Raw genomic sequence first — 18,751 nt, forward strand, 5'->3', positions numbered from 1 at the left:
AGGAGTCTCGATCGATCACAAAGTTCCGGGATCGGCAAAAGGTCTGACTTATTGATCGATATTACCCAATTGGGTTAAAGCTGTCCCGGTGAGACGACAAATTTGCCACTCTTGGAAGACCTTAGCCCCCATTTTTCCATAAAAATCGATCGCCAGTTGATTCCACTCTAAGACAGTCCATTCTAAAAGTCCTGCATCCCTAGCGACGGCAATTTTAGCCACAGCCATTAGTAAAGCTTTCCCGATACCTTGACTGCGATAATCGGGTAAAACAAAGATATCTTCTAGGTAAATCCCCGGTTTAGTTATAAAGGTGGAATAGTTAGCAAAAAATAGGGCAAAACCGACTATTTTACCCTCTACTTCCGCCACCAATGCTTCGATGTAGGGTTTTTCTCCGAATAAATGCTCCCCTAAAGCTTGACTATTTCCTGTCATTAAATGGCTGAGTTCTTGATAGGCCGCTAGGGCGACAATTAAGTCAAAAATAGCCTTGACATCGGTAGCAACGGCAGCACGGATAGAATAATTCATGATTGCTGGTCAAATCTTGATTTTAATGCTGATGATGTTTATGGGGAGATTCAGCAGGGGGAGAATTAAGATTGGAAAAATGCCCGTTATTTAATCCCATCCCAACGCTACCAATACTGAAAAGTCCCATGGACACAAAACCGGCTGCAATTGTCCCCATGGCCACAGTTCCAATGGAAACTACTCCCATAGGAACAATACCGATGGAAATAACGCCCATGGGAACAATACCAATAGAAATTATACCGGTGGGGGCAATACCGATCGACAACCATTTTCGCCCACCACAACTATTCTCTTTTTCTTGACCTAGATTGGAATCCATGCTTTTAACCCCGAAGATGCTTTCAGCCTTCCCATCCTAGGTTAGGGGTAGAATTCTTGTCAAAAGACCGCTAGTCAAAATGAAAGTTAATTTTTTATAAAAACTATTGACTTTTTATATCAGTTATGTATTGGCGGAATACCAGCCGCATCGAGAATTTTCGGGACTAAATCCTCTCGTTTTATTGCCATGATGTGGACACCTTGACATAACTGCCGGGCTAATTTTATTTGTTCGGCGGCGATTTTGATACCTTCTTCGAGGGGATGAGGTGCATCAGCGAGTCGTTGAATGATCTGATCGGGAATTTGTACCCCCGGCACATTTTTATTTAAAAAAGCGGCGTTTTTAGCTGATTTTAACAGAAAAATCCCCGCTAGAATCGGTTTGTCGGCGAGGGAGGCCACCTGCTGCATGAACTTATCAAGACACTCGAAATCCGTAACTAATTGACTTTGAAAAAACTGCGCTCCCGCTTCGATTTTACGCTCAAAACGGCTTTGAAGACCAGACCAACTTTTTGACTGCACATCGACGGCAGCCCCAGCAAAAAGTTCTAGGGGTCCATCTGGTAAAGATTTATCGTTAAAGTCAAAACCTTTATTCAATTTATCGATTAATTTTAACAAACGTACCGATTCTAGGTCAAAAACTGCTCTAGCTTGGGGATGATCTCCTGCTTTGACAGGATCTCCAGTTAAAGCTAGTATATTTCTCAATCCCAAAGCATGAGCACCCATGAGATCTGCTTGTAATCCGATCACATTGCGATCGCGACAGGCCATTTGACAGATGGGTTCGATGTCGTGTTGATAGAGAATAGCGGAGGCAGCCAGAGAGGACATTCGCACTACTGCGCGACTGCCATCGGTAATATTAGCCGCATGAACGCGATTTTTTAGCCATAGGGCCATTTCTAGCATATGACTGGCATTACCCCCTTTCGGGGGAGTAATCTCGGCTGTAATCAAAAATTCTCGGTCTTGAACCGCGCGTCGTAAACGAGTAGTCATCAATTTATCTAGGTTTTAATCATAGATTCTATAGCAGATTTAGCCCGGAAATGACTGGGATGGAAGCAATGATCATCGGGCGGCGCCGCTTTATACTGGTCGGTGTCAGTGCCTGGCTGATATTTAAGTTAACTGGCAGGAAAAAATTTCTAATGTAGTATAATACACGGACAGTTTAACCAAATTCGTTTACAAGTGTAAAGGATAACCGATTCGATCGAGCGATCATGCAAACTCTTTCTCGTTTACCTACTAAAGACAAAGCCCTAATCATGACTCATCCCCTCAAAATCGTCGCTTTAGGTGATAGCCTTGTGTATGGCTATGGCGACCCCGTGGGTGGCGGTTGGGCCGAACGCCTACGTCGTTTGTGGATGGAAAGTGCCGGTCATGCCCTGTATAATTTGGGTATTCGCGGCGATCGAGTGGTACAAGTGTCCGAACGTTTAGAACAGGAATTTCGTCTTAGGGGTGAAATTCGCAATCGTCTCCCTGACCTAATTCTTCTCTCCGTCGGTGTTAATGATACAGCCCGCTTAGGCCGGCCCGATGGTCGCACCTACACCGATCACGATCTTTTTCAAACTCAAATGGAACATTTACTCGCCCGGGCCCGTTCTCTTTGCCCGGTTTTGTTTGTAGGTATGATTCCCGTGGATGAGCGGAAAATGCCCTTTTTAGATTGTTTTTACTTCAACCATCGCGATCAGTATAGTTTTAAAGAAACCACTAAACAAGCTTGTCTAGAGCAGAATATTCCCTATCTCGATTTATTTGACCTCTGGATGGACCGGGGTGGTCTGTGGTGCCAAGAAAGATTAATGGAAGATGGACTTCATCCCAATGTCCAGGGCTATCAATCAATTTTAGAGGATATTTTAAACTGGTCGCCCCTCACCTCCTTTGTCGGTGTGGATGGTTTTATTCAACCGTTCACAGGAATTGCACAAAAGTGATATCCTCTGTTCTCAGTGGTTCTAGCGGCGTTACAGAAACCAGAAGAGCCAGCAAATAAACTGGTCAAACCCTGTTAGTCTAAACTCCAGATCTGAGAAACGCTGCAAGTCTGACTAACTAGGGTTGGCTGAAAAAGCCTGAAATGCATCTAGGAAAAAGGTTTAGACTAAATAAAGTCTAGAAGAAAGGTACAAAAAAGGTCAAATAGCTGGCTCTTCTCGACCTTGTGTGATAATTTTTGCCCATGTAATCCTGAAGTGCTGATCGGGCAAGACTTTTAGGACTATTTGGCGGGAAAAACTGTCAGTATAGACCTCGTTGCCACACGGAAACCAGAAGAGCCATATTTGAGTAAGCCAGACAGGAGCCAGAAAAAGATATTGATCAGAAAAGTCACGATCAAGCTAGAGGTTTAAAGACTGATTGGGTTCCAATTATTTTTATTAATAAATATTTTACACAATTCAGACCAGATAAGCAAGAGGGCTACGGCACTACTACCAAATAATTACCTAGATTTATTCAGTAAACCCTAGATACCTAAAGGGGAGGAATTATTGCCAAAATAGACAGGGAAAGAGCCAATATTTAATACAATTTACCTACAGTGAAGATTTTTGCCGTTAGACTAGGCTAAGAAACCCTACTGGAAATATGCGTTACAAACTTTTAGGTAATAGTGGTCTGCGAGTTTCCGAACTATGTTTGGGAACGATGACATTCGGGGAAGATTGGGGTTGGGGGTCGGATAAAGAGGAAAGTTGGGCGGTTTTTCGGGCTTTTGCGGCAGCGGGCGGCAATTTTATCGATACCGCTAATCTCTACACTAACGGAACCAGTGAAACATTAGTGGGGGAATTTGTCAAGGGCGATCGAGAAAAATGGGTAATCGCCACCAAATATTCTCTCAACACCCGCCCCGGCGATGTCAATGCCTGCGGAAATCATCGAAAAAACCTCTTTCAAGCGGTAGAAGCTAGTTTAAAGCGTTTAGGCACTGATTACATCGATTTACTCTGGCTTCATCTTTGGGACTCTCTCACTCCTATCGAGGAAGTGATGCGCGCTTTCGATGATTTAGTCAGGATGGGAAAAGTCCTTTATATCGGCATTTCTGACAGTCCTGCTTGGATTGTCTCCCAAGCAAACACCCTGGCCACCCTACGGGGATGGACACCCTTTATCGGACTACAAATAGAATATTCTCTCAAGGAACGCACCCCCGAGCGGGAATTATTGCCCATGGCCAAGGCATTAAATATCGGGGTGACAGCTTGGAGTCCCCTGGGAGGGGGAGTTTTAACGGGAAAATATAATCAACCCAACCCCGTCGATGGTCGTTTAAGCATGACCGACCAACCTTTTCAAATTTTTGATCGCGATCTGAAAATTGCCGAGACCGTTCTAGAGATTGCCAGAGAAATCGAGAAATCACCGGCACAAGTGGCATTAAATTGGCTGAGAAATCGCCCTAACTCCGTAATTCCCATCATTGGCGCTCGAAGATTGTCTCAATTGCAGGATAATCTCGCCTGTGTGGACTTTAACCTAACCAGGGAACATCTGCAACGACTCGATAATATCAGTGCCATTTCCCTCGGTTTTCCCCACGAACTTTTAGCCAGTCAATTTGTTCGCGATATCCTATTAGGAGGAGTAGCGGCACAATTGGATCGATGATAGAAGTCTTTGTTTATGGAACCCTGAAACCCAAGGAAAGTAACTATTCTGCCTACTGTGCAGGAAAAGTGATCAACTCTAAAACCGCTTACACAAAGGGGCATTTATACCATCTTACCGCCCTCGGTTATCCCGGACTGACCGAGGGCGAGGGCTGGGTCAAGGGAATTTTATTGACTTTTAACGCAGATTATGATATGGGGCTTTTGGATAGTTTGGAAGATTATCAACCCGGCAGACCTCCAGAAGAAAACGAGTATCAGCGTCGCAGAATTCCTATTTATAATCTAGAGCGAGAATTGATCGGCGAAGCTTGGGGATATATGATGACACCGGCAAAAATAGCTTTTCATGGGGGTGTTTGGCTGCCTTCCGGTTGCTGGACCAGTAGCGATCGAGAATAGGGATGATCGGGCCGATTCTGTTAAGATATACAAATTAAAAGCTTAATCGTGAAAAAATTATGTATCTACTCCTAGAAGTGGCCAGTGGCAAATTCCCCGTTTATTTTGTAGCAGTTTATGTGGTCGGTTTTCTCGCTGCTGTCACCATCGGTTCGATCGCTTGGTACAATTCTAAACGCCCAGTTGGTTGGGAAGATGCCCAAAGACCCGATATTATCCCCGAAGTAAAGACCGAGGTAGATTCTGATTCTCAATCCTAGCAAAAGACAGTAATCAGTGATCAGTTATCATACTGTTGGCTGATAACTGACAAATCCCCAACAGCCGGGAAAATAATCAAGATATTTGATCGATTGGGTGAATAATTCCCCTATAATCACTAACATTGCCCATATCGATCTTCACAGAAGCTGGAACAGTATGCGAATTCTATTTGTGGGTGCCGAGGCCGCCCCGATTGCCAAAGTTGGGGGAATGGGGGACGTAATTGGGGCATTACCGAAAGTCTTGCGTCAGCTAGGTCATGACGTGCGGATTTTCCTGCCCTACTACGGTTTTCTTCAGGAAAAAATGGAGATCCCTTCCGAACCCATTTGGTCAGGATTCGCCATGTTTCAGGATTTTTTAGTCTATGAAACGGTTTTACCCGATACGGACATTCCCCTCTACCTCTTTGGTCATCTAGCCTTCTCCGGACGCAGTATCTACGGAGGCGAAGATGAGGCCTGGAGATTTACCCTTTTTGCCAATGGTGCGGCGGAATTTGCCTGGAATTACTGGAAACCGCAAGTTATTCACTGTCATGATTGGCATACGGGCATGATTCCCGTCTGGATGCACCAAGACCCCGATATTAGCACCGTTTTTACGATCCATAATCTCGCCTACCAGGGGCCTTGGCGGGAGGCGTTAGAAAAAATGACTTGGTGTCCTTGGTATATGCAGGGCGATAATACCATGGCTGCGGCGGTTCAATTTGCTAATCGCGTCACTACCGTCTCTCCGACCTATGCCCATCAAATACAGACCCCCATTTATGGCGAAAATTTAGAGGGATTATTGTCCTATATTTCCGGCAATCTGGTGGGGATTGTCAACGGTATCGATACGGAGGTGTATAACCCAGCGAAAGATGTTTATCTTAAGCAGAATTTTACCCCAGAAACCCTAGAAAAACGTCTGGCCAATAAAATTGCCCTGCAAGAAGAAGTGGGGCTACAGGTCAGCAGAAATGCCTTTGTCATGGGGATGGTGACGCGTTTGGTGGAACAAAAAGGTATTGATCTAGTGATGCAAATTTTAGATCGCTTTCTCACCTATACCGATGCTCAATTGATTATTTTGGGTACAGGCGATCGCTATTATGAAACCCAACTATGGGAGATGACTTCCCGTTTCCGGGGGCGAATGTCCCTGCATCTTCTCTATAGTGATGCCCTTTCCCGTCGCATCTATGGGGGGGCCGATGCTTTGTTAATGCCTTCCCGTTTTGAACCCTGCGGCATTTCCCAATTAATGGCCATGCGTTATGGTTGCATCCCCATGGTCCGTCGCACCGGTGGTTTAGTCGATACAGTGTCTTTCCACGACCCGATTCAGGAAAAAGGAACGGGATTTAGTTTCGATCGCTATGAACCTTTAGACCTGTTTACCTGTATGATCCGGACTTGGGAAAGTTTCCGTTATAAACAGGATTGGCAAAAACTACAGCAACGGGCAATGACTCAAGATTTCAGTTGGTATAAATCCGCTTTGGAATATCTCAAAATCTACAAACAAATCACCGGACAATCGGATCAATTATCCGATGAAGAAAAGGATAAATTTGTCGCCCTGACTAGCAGTTAAATCCCCCTGTAGTAGGGGTGAAGATCTATCCCCCCTACTCCAGCAGAAATTAATCGGTAATGGCGTTGAGAAGAACTTCCGCTAGGGTCATATCTTCCATATCATCGATAGTAATCGTGTCAACGATATCGAATTTGGCCCCTGCTGATTCTAGTTGATCGTCTAAAGCTTTAAGAAATTCGGTTGCTTGTCGATCATGTCCTACTTGAATCAGAGAAATCGCTAATTCTTGATCGTTATCGAGTTTTCGAGAAGCTTCGATAATTTGACGCATCACCGCTTTGCGATCATCTGGTTCTCCGTCGGTAATCACCAGAATAGTTTCTCCGTTTGGTTTAGTTTTGCCGGCAGTTTTGCGCTGAAAATAATTATTGAGGGCATCTTGGAGAACAGCGGCTAGGTCTGTCCTCCCCATCGGTTCATTTTCTTGATAAATTTGCGTCACCTTATCGGATGTAACATTATCATAGCGTCGGAAACGTCCAGAGAAAAGATAGATAGTGATGCCGTCGGGATCGATTTCCTCGCACTTTCTAGCCAAGGCAAGGGTGGATTCTTGGGCAATTTGCCAACGGGTTTTCTCGCTGGGTCTATCAGCCGTGGACATACTGCCACTTTTGTCAATAATCAGAGTATAATCTCTGTCCTGTACAACACTTTCACTGGCCATAGGGGCTATACCTCCAAGCAATTTGCGCTCGTCCTATAGCGGTGTGCAGTCGTATGAGGTACAGTGTCACGAGCTATAAACCATGCTAGGCAAAGCTTAGTCTGTATCTCACTCAATCGCTTACCGCTATAGTCTAATAATTATTAAACTCTAGGATGGAAACTCCACCTCGATCGACTAGGGTTTTTTAACTATTGAGGGGGAGACAGCGCCAGCAACAGCAGAAACTATCGCCAGAAAACCGGTCGGGCTAAAATGAAAAAAGTCTGAAAATTTCTTAACCCGATACCCCAAACAAAAAAGCGATCGCACTAATCCTACGATAAGCGATCGAATGATTGGTCACAAAAAAGAGTTATTTTATTCCGAGCAGTAGTATGACAACCAAATCTACTTTCATCCTCGCACCAAAATTGGCTTACGTTGGCTACAAGGAGTTTTTCATAAGGGACGAGAACTTCTTATGCCTATTGCCCTTCTCCCCAAAAATCCCGAACCAGTTTTTGCTTCAAAGCGAGCTGAACAAGATTTCTTTGATTTGGTTCTCTCGCATACCTGCCTTAACCTGTCAGTGATTCCCCAAGATGTGTCAGGCAGTCAGGGTTATAACCCTAAGGTTATCTGTGGCGGGTGATGGTTAAGGGGGAGATTTTCGCTGTGAACAGTAAACAGCAATCAGTGAACTGAAAACTCACATCTGATCACTGATAACTGATCACTGACTTCCCAACCCCTGCTATACAATGGTTTTTGACTTGTTTTTTCGAAGGGAACGCTAAACCATGTATTCGATCGATATTACCCTGAAACTCTCGCCCATCCCCATTTCCTTGCAGCGCAAGGAAGAAGCAGGAGCAGACGCTTTGTATCAAACAATTCTTAACGCTATGCGATCGCCGAATCCCGAATTATTAGAATTAACCTGCGAAAAACAAACCGATAAAAAGGTGGCGGTTTTTAGCAATCAGATCAGTGCGGTGATTGTGTCACAAAAATCTGGGGCTGCCTCCACCGGTAGAGCGCCGGGGTTTGTCGCTTGAGCCACAGAATAGTTCTTGAATCAGTTATCAGTGTGCAGTAACCAGTAATCAGTAATCAGTGAGCAGTAAAAAGACAGTAGGAAACTTCTATTTAATACTGCACACTTAAAAACTCAAATCTGATAACTGATAACTGATCAGTGACACTGATAACTGAAAAGGCTAATAATTCATGACGATAAAAGTAAAAGACCTCTGGTTTAGCTGGCCGAATGGGAAATCAGTATTAAATGGCTGCTCTTTGCAAGTTCCCAGAGGAGAATTTTGGATGTTGTTGGGGACAAATGGCAGCGGTAAATCAACCCTGCTGCGATTATTAGCGGGATTATTAAAACCTAGTCGCGGGGAAATAGAGATACCCAACCCCCTCGGTTTTGTTTTTCAAAATCCCGACCATCAGTTAGTTATGCCAACAGTGGGGGCAGATGTGGCTTTTGGGTTGGTATCCGAGGGTTTATCCACGCCGGCAATTCGGGCGCGGGTGCGGGAATCCCTAGGGGCGGTGAATTTATTAGAAATGGAAAAACGACCGATATATGCTCTTAGTGGCGGACAAAAGCAAAGAATCGCCATTGCTGGGGCTTTAGCTCGTCATTGCGAGGTTTTGCTCTTTGATGAACCCACCGCCCTTTTGGATGGGGATACTCAGTTAGAATTAGTCTCTCAAGTGCAGAAATTGGTCAAAAACCGGGGAATTACGGCCCTTTGGGTGACCCATCGCCTTGATGAATTGGATTACAGCGATGGAGCATTTTTGTTGGAGGGTGGTAAGGTAACGGATCAGGGAAATGCCCTAGAATTAAAAGCGAGATTATTGGCAAGTGCGGCGGGAGAATCCTAGATTTTTTGTTAATATCATTAGGACGCTGTTTTTTAGAACTGCCCTTAATGCCACACGAATTACTCTCAAAGCCATGCTTAACTCTTCTGATCGTTCTCTCCTGCTGGTTGACGGCTACAACGTCATCGGCGCTTGGCCGTCCCTGAAAAAAATTAGCGATCGCCACGGTCTCGAACCGGCGCGAGACAAGTTAATTGAAACCCTAATCGGTTACACCCACCATCAGGGTTATCAAACCCAAATCGTCTTCGATTCCTACCTTCAAGATACCCCCGGCAGCCAGGAACGCTACACTAACCATTTATCGGTTTATTTTACCGCTCACGCTCAAACCGCCGACACCTATATCGAGAAAACCTGTGCCGATTTTTGGCACGATCGCGCCCCAGCTATCGGACGCATTATCGTCGCTACCTCTGATAATGCCCAAAAAATGACCGTTATGGGTTATGGGGCCCAGTGGATTTCCGCTCAACGTCTGGAAATCGAGGTGGATTTAACCGGTCGTCGTCTGAGAAAATCCCAGAGTTCTTCTCAAAGTCCCAAAGGGCGTTTTTTATTCCATTCTCTCGATGCTAAGGTGCAACAGAAATTAGAGAAAATGCGCCACGGAATTAGTTATCAAAAACCTTGACAAATTACCTCAAATATGTATCGACAAAATCCCCATTAGAGGCACAGGTAACTGTGTCTCTAGGCTTTTCAAGGTCAGTTGCGGTTCGAGGATTTTGTTAAAAGCCGGCCGATCTAAACCACTGGTTTCACAGCTGCAATTCTGCTAAACCTAAATAATTAATTCCCGTGGGTGTCACTTGGAAGCGACAGGGTAAAACTTTGACTCCTTTAGCCACTGCTTGACGCAATAACTGCCCGTATTTAGCATCTTTACTATCCCCCGGAGCAAACCGGTCACAATCACCCCGATTGATAAAGTAGAGCATAATCGCCTCCGCTGCTGGCAATAAAGCCATTAATTCGTTTAAATGCTTCTGTCCTCGCGTGGTGACAGTATCGGGAAAAAGTGCCGTTTCTCCCTGATTCCAAGTGGTATTTTTAACCTCGATATAGGTGAGGGAATTATCACCATGGGTCAACAGAAAATCAATTCTACTGCCATTATTTTGACCGTAGGCCACTTCCGATCGCACTTCGGTGTCATTTTTGACCAAATCGGGAAAAACACCTTGCAACAGGGCATTTTTCACCACCTGATTAGGAAGATTGGTATTAACTCCCACCCAAGTCTTCCCCAGTTGAATCATCTCCCAGGTATAAGCTAATTTTCGCTTCGGGTTATCACTGCGGGAAAGATAGACCGGTTGACCCTCTACACATACATCCGTCATCGGTCCGGTATTAGCGCAATGGGCCGTAATTAATTCTCCGTTGTCCAGTTGTATATCGGCAAAAAAGCGTTTGTAACGTTTAATTAAAATACCCTGGACAAGAGAAGGATAGGTGTGAACCAACAAGGAAGTCATCAAATTTTCGCCGGGCTATATAAAGTAAAGAATAGCCTTTTTTTGGCATCTTAAACTGAAGAAAGGAGACCTTTCAGTTATCAGTAAACAGTAATCATACTATTTTCCTTTATTCGTAGCAGGCATTTTACTCTCTTGGGTTTGGTGGGTAAAATGTATTCTAAAATACAGTCCTGCTGGCGAGCGAATGGAACGAACCACAAAGACAGAAAAGACACAAAGATTGATCGGTCTTATATAAGTTAAACTTATCACACAAAGAATAAAAGAGCCGGAATTTTACTTCCCTCTCCCTTTGGTTGTGGGGGTAAGGGAAATTAACCATCTCTGCGATTACTTTTGAAAAATGGCATCATTGACAAGAAAACGGCAATTTTCTACTTGAGACTGTCCACTAAAAACTCACATCTGATCACCGATCACTGATCACTGATAACCGTTCAGGTACAATAAAACCTTGAGGCTTAATAGACATTGAGATTATGGGTAACACTTTCGGACGACTATTTCGGGTTTCCACTTTTGGAGAATCTCACGGGGGTGGGGTAGGAGTGGTTATCGATGGTTGTCCTCCGCGCTTAGACATTTCCCAAGAGGAGATTCAAATCGATTTAGACCGTCGCAAACCTGGACAAAGCAGAATCGTGACCCCGCGTCGGGAAAATGACATTTGTGAGATAATTTCGGGCGTTTTTGAAGGCAAAACCCTCGGTACACCGATCGCTATTTTAGTGCGGAATCAGGATGCTCGTTCGCAAGATTACAACGAAATGGCCGAGAAATTTCGACCTTCCCATGCGGATGCCACCTACGAGGCAAAATACGGCATTCGCAACTGGAAAGGAGGAGGCAGATCTTCGGCCCGGGAAACCATCGGCCGGGTGGCCGCAGGAGCGATCGCTAAAAAAATCCTTAAATCTGTCTATAATGTCGAGATTATCGGTTATGTGAAGCGAATTAAAGATATTGAGGCAATCATCGACCCCAACACCGTCACCCTCGACGAGGTGGAAAGTAATATGGTGCGTTGTCCCAACGAGGAAACGGCCGCCAAAATGATCGCCCTGATCGACCAAATTCGCCTGAATAAGGACTCGATCGGCGGTGTGGTGGAATGTGTAGCCAGAAATGTGCCGAAAGGTCTGGGAGAACCAGTTTTTGATAAGCTAGAAGCCGATTTAGCTAAAGGTATGATGTCCTTACCCGCGAGTAAGGGATTTGAAATCGGATCGGGATTCGCGGGAACCTTCTTAACCGGCAGCGAACACAATGACGAGTATTTTATCGATGATAACGGGGAAATTCGCACCACGAGCAATCGTTCGGGAGGCATCCAAGGAGGAATCAGTAACGGTGAAAATATTATTATCCGCATCGCTTTTAAACCCACCGCGACTATCGGTAAAGAACAAAAAACCGTGACGCGCAGCGGGGAAGAAACCACCCTGGCAGCCAAAGGAAGACACGATCCTTGCGTTTTACCCCGGGCCGTCCCAATGGTAGAAGCGATGATGGCTTTGGTATTATGCGATCATCTGCTCCGTTTTCAGGGACAATGTACGATTAGCGATCGCTTTTTCTAAACCTTTACCCGCGATGAAATTTTTATTCCTTCATTCCAATTTTCCCGCCCAATTTCGCCATTTAATCACGGTTTTGGCTCAAGACCCCGGAAATCAAGTGATTTTCGGCACTACCAGGCAAGAGGGAGAGATAGCGGGGGTAAAAAAATTTATTTACAAGGAAAGTCGCGCTGTTTCTCCCCAAACCCATCATTATGTCCGTCCCCTGGAAAGTGCGGTTTTACAAGGTCAAGCGGTTTATGGTGTTTGCCAACAACTGAAAAATCAAGGATTTTATCCCGATATTGTCTATGCACATTCTGGCTGGGGGCCGGGTCTATTTATCAAGGATATTTTCCCGAAAACTAAGTTTTTAGCCTATTTTGAATGGTTTTATCATGCCCATGGTTCCGATGCTGATTTTGATCCGGCGGATCCCCTTAATGCTGATGCCGAGGCCCGGATTAGAATTAAAAATGCGCCAATCCTGATCGATCTGGTCAGTTGCGATCGAGGTTTATCGCCGACTATCTGGCAAAAACAACAATTTCCCAGCGAATTTCACTCGAAACTGACGGTTTTACACGATGGCATCGATACGGACTATTTCTGTCCCCGTCCCGATGTGCAGTTAGTGATTCCAGAGATAGGTTTAGACTTATCGGGTGTTAAGGAGATTGTCACCTATGCAACCCGGGGAATGGAACCCTATCGCGGTTTTCCCCAATTTATGACGGCTGTTTCCCTAATTTTAGCCCGTCGGCCTAACTGTCATATCGTGATTGTCGGAGAGGATCGGGTCGCTTATGGGAAAACTCTACCGGACGGCAAAACCTATAAACAATTGATGTTAGAAAGCCTTTCTTTGGATTTATCTCGGGTGCATTTTACCGGTTCTCTGCCCTACGGTCAATATAAACAGGTTTTACAGGCATCGGCGGCCCATGTCTATCTTACCCGTCCTTTTGTGCTTTCTTGGTCAATGTTAGAGGCTATGGCGATGGGTTGCGTCGTGATTGGTTCCGATACTCCCCCTGTGCGAGAATTAATTACCGATGGGGAAAATGGTTTATTAGTGGATTTCTTTTCTCCCCAACAAATAGCCGATCGCGTCGATGAAGTGTTAGATTATCCCCAGGGTTGGCAAAATCTGCGTTTAAATGCTAGGGAAACTATCAAGCAACGCTACGACCTCAAGCAATGTTTACAGGATCATCTAGATTGGTTATTGAGTTGATTTTTCAGTGAACAGTAATCAGTGAATAGTAAACAGTAATCAGTGAAAAGAAAGCTGCGAACGGGAGCATCTCACTTACGCGATAAGTAATTATACTTAGCCTAAAAGCCACTCTTAATCGTGTCTTGGAACGAAATAGAGGCTTTTAAAGACTGCGTACATGGAGAATTAAAACAAGAATTACCCTCGAAAAGCCTATTTTTCCACTAAATATTTATGCTCATTGCAAAGGTGAGATGCTCCCGCTGCGAACTTGCCAGACCTTGCCACTTGCTACTTTCTATGTTAGCATAATTTTGCCCCCCCTAAACGGTTAAACGGTTACTGTGATTTAGAGGATAACCCAATGAACTTATTTATTATATAGCGGTAAGCGATTGAGTGAGATACAGACTAAGCTTTGCCTAGCATGGTTTATAGCTCGTGACACTGTACCTCATACGACTGCACACCGCTATAGGCTGGCACATATCAAGCAAAATTCAACATATAGTTTTGGATCAACTTGCTGAAACATCCAAAAGCTATCCTTCATTAGATTCATCGAAATTATGGTCTTGTAAATTCGAGAGTGGCTCAATATTTGGATATATTCCAGAATCACAACCATTTGTTAATTCTAATGTTTTCTATGATCAGGATACCGTTGTTTTTTATGATGGAGTAATAGTTAATTATCAAAATACTTTTAATACTCAGAATGCAAGAGAATTAAATGATCACTGGGGGGAAATATTTTCAGTCTTAGAAGGGAAGTTTGTCGCTATTAAGATATCTATCCACCCACTTAAAATTGAAGTTGTTAACGATTACCTTGGACTCTATCAAGTTTATTACTGGAATCGTGGAAAAACATGGTTAATTAGTAATAGTGTAAGTCTAATTCAAAAAGTAATTAACTCGACCTCTTTTGATTCACTAGGAGTTAATCTATTTCTTTGTCTAGGATGGACTGGACATGATAGAACTTTATGTTCAGGAGTGAAAGTTATACCTAGCGCACAACATTGGCAATTTGATATAAATTTACCAGTACCAAAACAGAAAAACTATTCAGAACAGAAAACCTATTCAGAAAACAACTTAAAGTATCCGAATATCGAGTTATTATTGAGTAGGTTAATTGGAATGTGTGAAATCTTACCAACTAATTTCAGAAGGATTAGATGTGGCTTAACAGGGGGTCTAGATACGCGACTTCTCCTAACTATTTTGACTTTAGCCGAAATTAACGCAGAATACTTTACCTATGGACATCCTGATAGTTATGATGCAACAATTGCTAAAGCAATTGCCCAAAATATGACTCTTGATCACCAAATAGTGACAGTGATAGAAAGAGAAATAGTTGAAATGTGGGATACCATAAGTTTAAGTTTAATGAAACAATCTGATGGTATGGTCAATTTGATGTATGCACCAGACTTGATCGCAATAGCAAAATTGGAGAATAGTCAAGACACCTCGATATATCTAGGAGGAGGAGGAGGGGAAATTGTTAGAGGAAATTATTGTGATGCTGCTTTTTTAATGGGACGGCATGGATATGAAAAAAACACGATACAGAAGTATCTGACTAATCAAACATTTAAGTTTAAGACAATTGCTAAGACAGAAGGACAATTTTTAGTTAAACAATATTTGAATGAATTCGTACAAAATTGCTTCAATGATGGTATTCCGCCCGCAGATATACTAGACTTCTTCTATACTCAAGAACGTATGAGACGCTGGCTTGGAAATCAAGTCAGGTCAAAAAACTCATTTGAATTGTTTTGTACTCGTCCTCTTTTAGAAGTAGCGCTTGGTATGTCTGCCCAAAGAAGATATACATCACCTATCCATTACGAAATAATCAGAAAAATTCCCTCACTACATCAACTTCCCTTCAATAATCAAACTTGGCGTTCCCAAAATGTTCTCATTAACTTATTAGGAAGTTATTTACAAAAAAAGATCAAGATAAAGACTACCAGTAAAAATGCAATCAACAGTAATCCTGCCTTTAATCGCTACAATTTTCTAGCTTGTTCTCAAAATCACTTATTTCTGAAATTAAGAAGTTTTTGTCTAGATAATGAACAATCCCAAGTTTGGGATTTTGTAAGCAGGGAGTTGTTTGAGGAAACAACAAAACTGGAAAATTTTAATTCAAATACTAACCTGCATAATTTTTTTACTACTGTATCCTTAATGTATTATGATGTTTTTGCGTTGCATAACAGAGATATGAATGTAGGAAATCAAAATGCAATGCCCTGAGTTTAAATCGCCGATTCATATCTGAAATGCAAAGAAGTCTGAAGTATGTTTGTAGAATACTTCATCGGGAGTTTGATAGTCAATGCAAAGAAGTCTGAAGTATGTTTGTAGAATACTTCATCGGGAGTTTGATAGTCAAGGTATTTTCGAGGTCTGTGATTAATCAAATCAAACAATCTTTCAAGTTCAGCAGGTTTCTTGATTCTGCAATTTGTTTGTCTGGGAAAGAATTGCCTTAGCAATCCATTGGTATGTTCATTTAATCCTCTATATCACTGGACTTCCCCCGTATAAACATACTAGCTATGGCTCAAAGTCTTACAGAGCCTGAGTTAAAGCAATGTAATACTAATAAACTACTGGGTACAAACTCCTGAAATTCTTACGCAGACAGGGTTTGAGGCAAAATTTTTCAAATTTGACTCTTCGACCATTATAGCTTGTTTCGGGGCAGAAAACCATCAAAAACATGGCTACAGAGGGAATCGCTGACTCTAGAGATTAATGACACCATCTGTTACAATAAGGTTAGCGATCACTATACAGCCAACTCTACGGAATCGCTCTACTCTAGATACAGTCAACGGTACAGGCATTTTCAAAGGGAAAATGTACCCAGTAGCGTCTTTTCAATTTTTTCTGAGAAGCTCCATGCAGTAAGGGTTTTGTTAATTTTTTAGTATTTCTGTATGGGGGAAGTCCAGATATCAAAGCCATCAGCCGTCAGCCATCAGCTAGATAAGCTGTTGATTATAAACCTCTTCTAAAAATCAAAAATTGTCTTGGTTGGTTAGGAGTCAGTAGCCAGTAGTCAGGAGTCAGTCCCGATGAAAAAATTTTCACCACCAGAGATGAAAGAGGTTTCCTTCCCTACACCCCACACCCTACACCCTCTTTCAAGTCAGGAGAATTAAGAATGAATAATATTAAATCTGTTGAGTATAGGCTACATATCAAGACAGGCAAAAGGCAAGAGGCAAAAGGCAAGAGGCAAAAGGCAAAGGGGAGAATAAATAATCAGTTTTTAATAAACGGATTTAGTATGAGAGCATTTTCCGAAAAATACTGTCTTTTTAAGGATTCATATCGCTATTAAATTCTTTCTCTTACAATCCTAATTCCTTCCTAAGCAGGAATATTACCTGCTCGTCTTTCTTCTAATAATACGGAGGCGATAAAACGGTTAAAAACTTGTTCCCTTGTGATGGAATATTGAGAATTTAATTCTCGGCATTTTCCCACTGTTAAGTTAACCCATAATCTTTAGATAGGCAGAAAAAATTACCATTTTATATTGTTATGTTGATTCAATAATTTTTATCCCTGCTCTAAATTCCCGCAGTGCTTGAGCATGATTTTCTGTATTAATATAGCGCATCAATAAACCTACATCTAAACTCGGTAAAAGTTGCGATTTACTAACAGCTTCACATCCCTCATTTCCTAAACTATAAAACAATAACTCATCATTCATCCAAAACCAAACTTCGGGAATTTGTAACCGTTTGTATGCTTCCAGTTTATTAATTCCTCCACTACTAACAACCACCTCAATCACTAAATCAGGATGTTTTCTATTGGCTCCCAACTCATAAGATTCATCACCTTCTCTTTTAACCTTTTCAAATTCATTTTCTAAGGTGACAGAACCAGTAGGAGTAAAATCTAATCCCAAAAATTCTAAATAAATTTCTACTAAAGAAGCAATACGTTTTTTGATAGTTTCGTGTTTTTTCCCTGGCATTTTTCTAATCTCCAAAACTCCATCTAAAAAAGATAACCTTAACCCTGGGCGATCGATTAGCTGTTCAACAGCTTTAAATTCTCTCCAAGTTAAGTCACTAATTAAAATTGGTTCTGCTTCTCGTTCGATGAGTGTAGTTATCATAATTTAAACCCAAATTTAGAGAGTGAATGTTTCTCAACATGATATCAGATAAAAACAGATTATCGTGAAAAATATCACAGTCTGACAAACTACCCTTAATCATACCATACCCTTGATCAGTAAACCTTTTGAGAATACCAAATCATCAGACCTCTTGTAAAAATCAAAAATTGTTGTTAGGATTAGGAGTCAGTAGTCAGGAGAATTAAGGGTCTATTTACAGATTTTAGGCAACTTAATCCTTATTTTTAACGTTTTTGAACCCTCAAAAATTAATTATGCAAGAGAATTACCTGTTAATACTGCACACTTAAAACTCAAATCTGATAACTGATAACTGATAACTGTCTTACTCAGCTTTTACCAAACCCTGAGAGCGAATACAGGCCTGTTCCCAGCGACAATCGGGATTAACTTCCACTGGTTTGAGTCGCGCCCAGATTTCGCCTTGATCATCAGCATAAAAACTATCAATAATAGCAGGAATACGAGTACCAAAAGGTTCGGTAATGAGGACAGAATCGGTCAGATTAAATACTTCGCCATTGGCTCCCGTCGCTTTTTCGATGACGGGAATTTCTGCTTTGGGAATCGGTTTTCGGAATAGAGGAGCCGAATCAGAACGGGGACGGAGGGGAGATTTTATCTCACTACTGACTGATTTTACCGTTTCTGCGGCTGGTTTTTCCTCAATTATTTCTGGAGGGGTTTCCGGGGGTTTAGGGGGTACTGCTGCTCTAGAACCCTTTTTAATAATTTGTAGAGGTTGTAGGGGAGGAGTGGCTTTAATTGGCTCTTCGGGGGGTTCAGGGGTGCTAGGGGTTTTCTTCGGGGGACGTGGCATGATACGACAAGGAAAATAAAAACTATAGGATTATTGAAGCATATCGAGCCGCTAACCCGCTCGACCGATGCTTGTATCAATTTTGCTGTGGCTAATTCTTCCCTGGCCCCGGGCCAGATACCCGAACTCAGGTTATCTAGGAATTAGTCGATTCCCCTCTCCCCT

General features: G+C 42.7%; 18 protein-coding genes and 1 pseudogene. 11 read left to right on the forward strand and 8 right to left on the reverse strand.

Annotation, left to right across the window (positions count from 1 at the left end; genetic code table 11):
* Window positions 1-48 precede the first annotated feature (48 nt).
* The 3 genes from MiAbW_RS00535 to MiAbW_RS00545 all read right to left on the reverse strand — a co-directional run bounded on the left by MiAbW_RS00535 (window position 49) and on the right by MiAbW_RS00545 (window position 1,872).
* Window positions 49-534: a GNAT family N-acetyltransferase gene (locus MiAbW_RS00535; RefSeq protein ID WP_151694465.1), complete on the reverse strand. Its 486-nt coding sequence runs from the start codon at window positions 532-534 to the stop codon at window positions 49-51.
* Between the two features lie 22 nt (window positions 535-556).
* Window positions 557-859 carry a hypothetical protein gene (locus tag MiAbW_RS00540; RefSeq protein WP_002768918.1) on the reverse strand — a complete coding sequence of 101 codons (303 nt, stop codon included), beginning with the start codon at window positions 857-859 and terminating at the stop codon, window positions 557-559.
* 119 nt (window positions 860-978) lie between these two features.
* Window positions 979-1,872, reverse strand: a complete 894-nt coding sequence (locus MiAbW_RS00545) for a methylenetetrahydrofolate reductase (RefSeq protein WP_151694466.1) — start codon at window positions 1,870-1,872, stop codon at window positions 979-981.
* A 227-nt stretch (window positions 1,873-2,099) separates the two neighbouring features.
* On the opposite strand from MiAbW_RS00545, the gene MiAbW_RS00550 reads away from it, so the two are divergent.
* From MiAbW_RS00550 to glgA, 5 genes are all read left to right on the forward strand, one after another.
* Window positions 2,100-2,828: a GDSL-type esterase/lipase family protein gene (locus MiAbW_RS00550; RefSeq protein ID WP_151694467.1), complete on the forward strand. Its 729-nt coding sequence runs from the start codon at window positions 2,100-2,102 to the stop codon at window positions 2,826-2,828.
* 655 nt (window positions 2,829-3,483) lie between these two features.
* Entirely contained in the window at window positions 3,484-4,509 is a 1,026-nt protein-coding gene (locus MiAbW_RS00555) for an aldo/keto reductase (protein ID WP_151694468.1), read from the forward strand.
* Complete coding sequence (locus MiAbW_RS00560; RefSeq protein WP_151694469.1) at window positions 4,506-4,913, forward strand: gamma-glutamylcyclotransferase family protein; 408 nt, start codon at window positions 4,506-4,508, stop codon at window positions 4,911-4,913. Before MiAbW_RS00555 ends, MiAbW_RS00560 begins: the two co-directional genes overlap by 4 nt.
* Window positions 4,914-4,972: 59 nt before the next feature.
* The gene (gene psb35 / locus MiAbW_RS00565) at window positions 4,973-5,173 is read left to right on the forward strand and encodes a photosystem II assembly protein Psb35 (protein WP_150977892.1); all 201 of its coding nucleotides are present in this window, start codon (window positions 4,973-4,975) and stop codon (window positions 5,171-5,173) included.
* Window positions 5,174-5,333: 160 nt separating this feature from the next.
* Window positions 5,334-6,761, forward strand: coding sequence for a glycogen synthase GlgA (gene glgA / locus MiAbW_RS00570; RefSeq protein ID WP_151694470.1), 1,428 nt, complete (start codon window positions 5,334-5,336; stop codon window positions 6,759-6,761).
* 49 nt (window positions 6,762-6,810) lie between these two features.
* Here the strand turns inward: glgA and MiAbW_RS00575 are convergent, their stop codons facing one another.
* A complete protein-coding gene (locus MiAbW_RS00575) occupies window positions 6,811-7,431 on the reverse strand; it encodes a vWA domain-containing protein (protein ID WP_151694471.1) in 621 nt (206 codons plus the stop codon).
* Window positions 7,432-8,213: 782 nt separating this feature from the next.
* On the opposite strand from MiAbW_RS00575, the gene MiAbW_RS00580 reads away from it, so the two are divergent.
* The 3 genes from MiAbW_RS00580 (at window position 8,214) to MiAbW_RS00590 (ending at window position 9,946) form a co-directional block, all read left to right on the forward strand.
* The gene (locus tag MiAbW_RS00580) at window positions 8,214-8,471 is read left to right on the forward strand and encodes a hypothetical protein (protein ID WP_151694472.1); all 258 of its coding nucleotides are present in this window, start codon (window positions 8,214-8,216) and stop codon (window positions 8,469-8,471) included.
* Between the two features lie 172 nt (window positions 8,472-8,643).
* The gene (locus tag MiAbW_RS00585) at window positions 8,644-9,312 is read left to right on the forward strand and encodes an energy-coupling factor ABC transporter ATP-binding protein (RefSeq protein ID WP_151694473.1); all 669 of its coding nucleotides are present in this window, start codon (window positions 8,644-8,646) and stop codon (window positions 9,310-9,312) included.
* 73 nt (window positions 9,313-9,385) lie between these two features.
* Window positions 9,386-9,946, forward strand: coding sequence for an NYN domain-containing protein (locus MiAbW_RS00590; RefSeq protein WP_151694474.1), 561 nt, complete (start codon window positions 9,386-9,388; stop codon window positions 9,944-9,946).
* Between the two features lie 127 nt (window positions 9,947-10,073).
* On the opposite strand, the gene sfsA is transcribed toward MiAbW_RS00590, so the two are convergent.
* Window positions 10,074-10,793, reverse strand: a complete 720-nt coding sequence (sfsA, locus tag MiAbW_RS00595) for a DNA/RNA nuclease SfsA (RefSeq protein ID WP_151694475.1) — start codon at window positions 10,791-10,793, stop codon at window positions 10,074-10,076.
* A 482-nt stretch (window positions 10,794-11,275) separates the two neighbouring features.
* Between sfsA and aroC the strand changes: the two genes are divergently transcribed.
* From aroC to MiAbW_RS00610, 3 genes are all read left to right on the forward strand, one after another.
* On the forward strand, window positions 11,276-12,376 hold the full coding sequence (aroC, locus tag MiAbW_RS00600; RefSeq protein WP_151694476.1) for a chorismate synthase: 1,101 nt from the start codon (window positions 11,276-11,278) through the stop codon (window positions 12,374-12,376).
* Window positions 12,377-12,389: 13 nt separating this feature from the next.
* The gene (locus MiAbW_RS00605) at window positions 12,390-13,592 is read left to right on the forward strand and encodes a glycosyltransferase family 4 protein (protein ID WP_151694477.1); all 1,203 of its coding nucleotides are present in this window, start codon (window positions 12,390-12,392) and stop codon (window positions 13,590-13,592) included.
* A gap of 495 nt (window positions 13,593-14,087) precedes the next feature.
* Entirely contained in the window at window positions 14,088-15,854 is a 1,767-nt protein-coding gene (locus MiAbW_RS00610) for a hypothetical protein (RefSeq protein ID WP_151694478.1), read from the forward strand.
* A gap of 80 nt (window positions 15,855-15,934) precedes the next feature.
* On the opposite strand, the pseudogene MiAbW_RS19845 reads toward MiAbW_RS00610, so the two are convergent.
* From MiAbW_RS19845 to MiAbW_RS00635, 3 genes and pseudogenes are all read right to left on the reverse strand, one after another.
* Window positions 15,935-16,123: pseudogene (locus tag MiAbW_RS19845) on the reverse strand (IS30 family transposase); the annotation flags it as partial.
* A 1,028-nt stretch (window positions 16,124-17,151) separates the two neighbouring features.
* The gene (locus MiAbW_RS00630; RefSeq protein ID WP_151694480.1) at window positions 17,152-17,742 is read right to left on the reverse strand and encodes a Uma2 family endonuclease; all 591 of its coding nucleotides are present in this window, start codon (window positions 17,740-17,742) and stop codon (window positions 17,152-17,154) included.
* A gap of 349 nt (window positions 17,743-18,091) precedes the next feature.
* Window positions 18,092-18,586 (reverse strand): hypothetical protein, encoded by a 495-nt coding sequence (locus MiAbW_RS00635; protein ID WP_002784781.1) that lies wholly within the window; start codon window positions 18,584-18,586, stop codon window positions 18,092-18,094.
* Between the last annotated feature and the right edge of the window lie 165 nt (window positions 18,587-18,751).

The sequence above is a fragment of the Microcystis aeruginosa NIES-4325 genome (assembly GCF_008974145.1).
Taxonomy (GTDB): domain Bacteria; phylum Cyanobacteriota; class Cyanobacteriia; order Cyanobacteriales; family Microcystaceae; genus Microcystis; species Microcystis aeruginosa_G.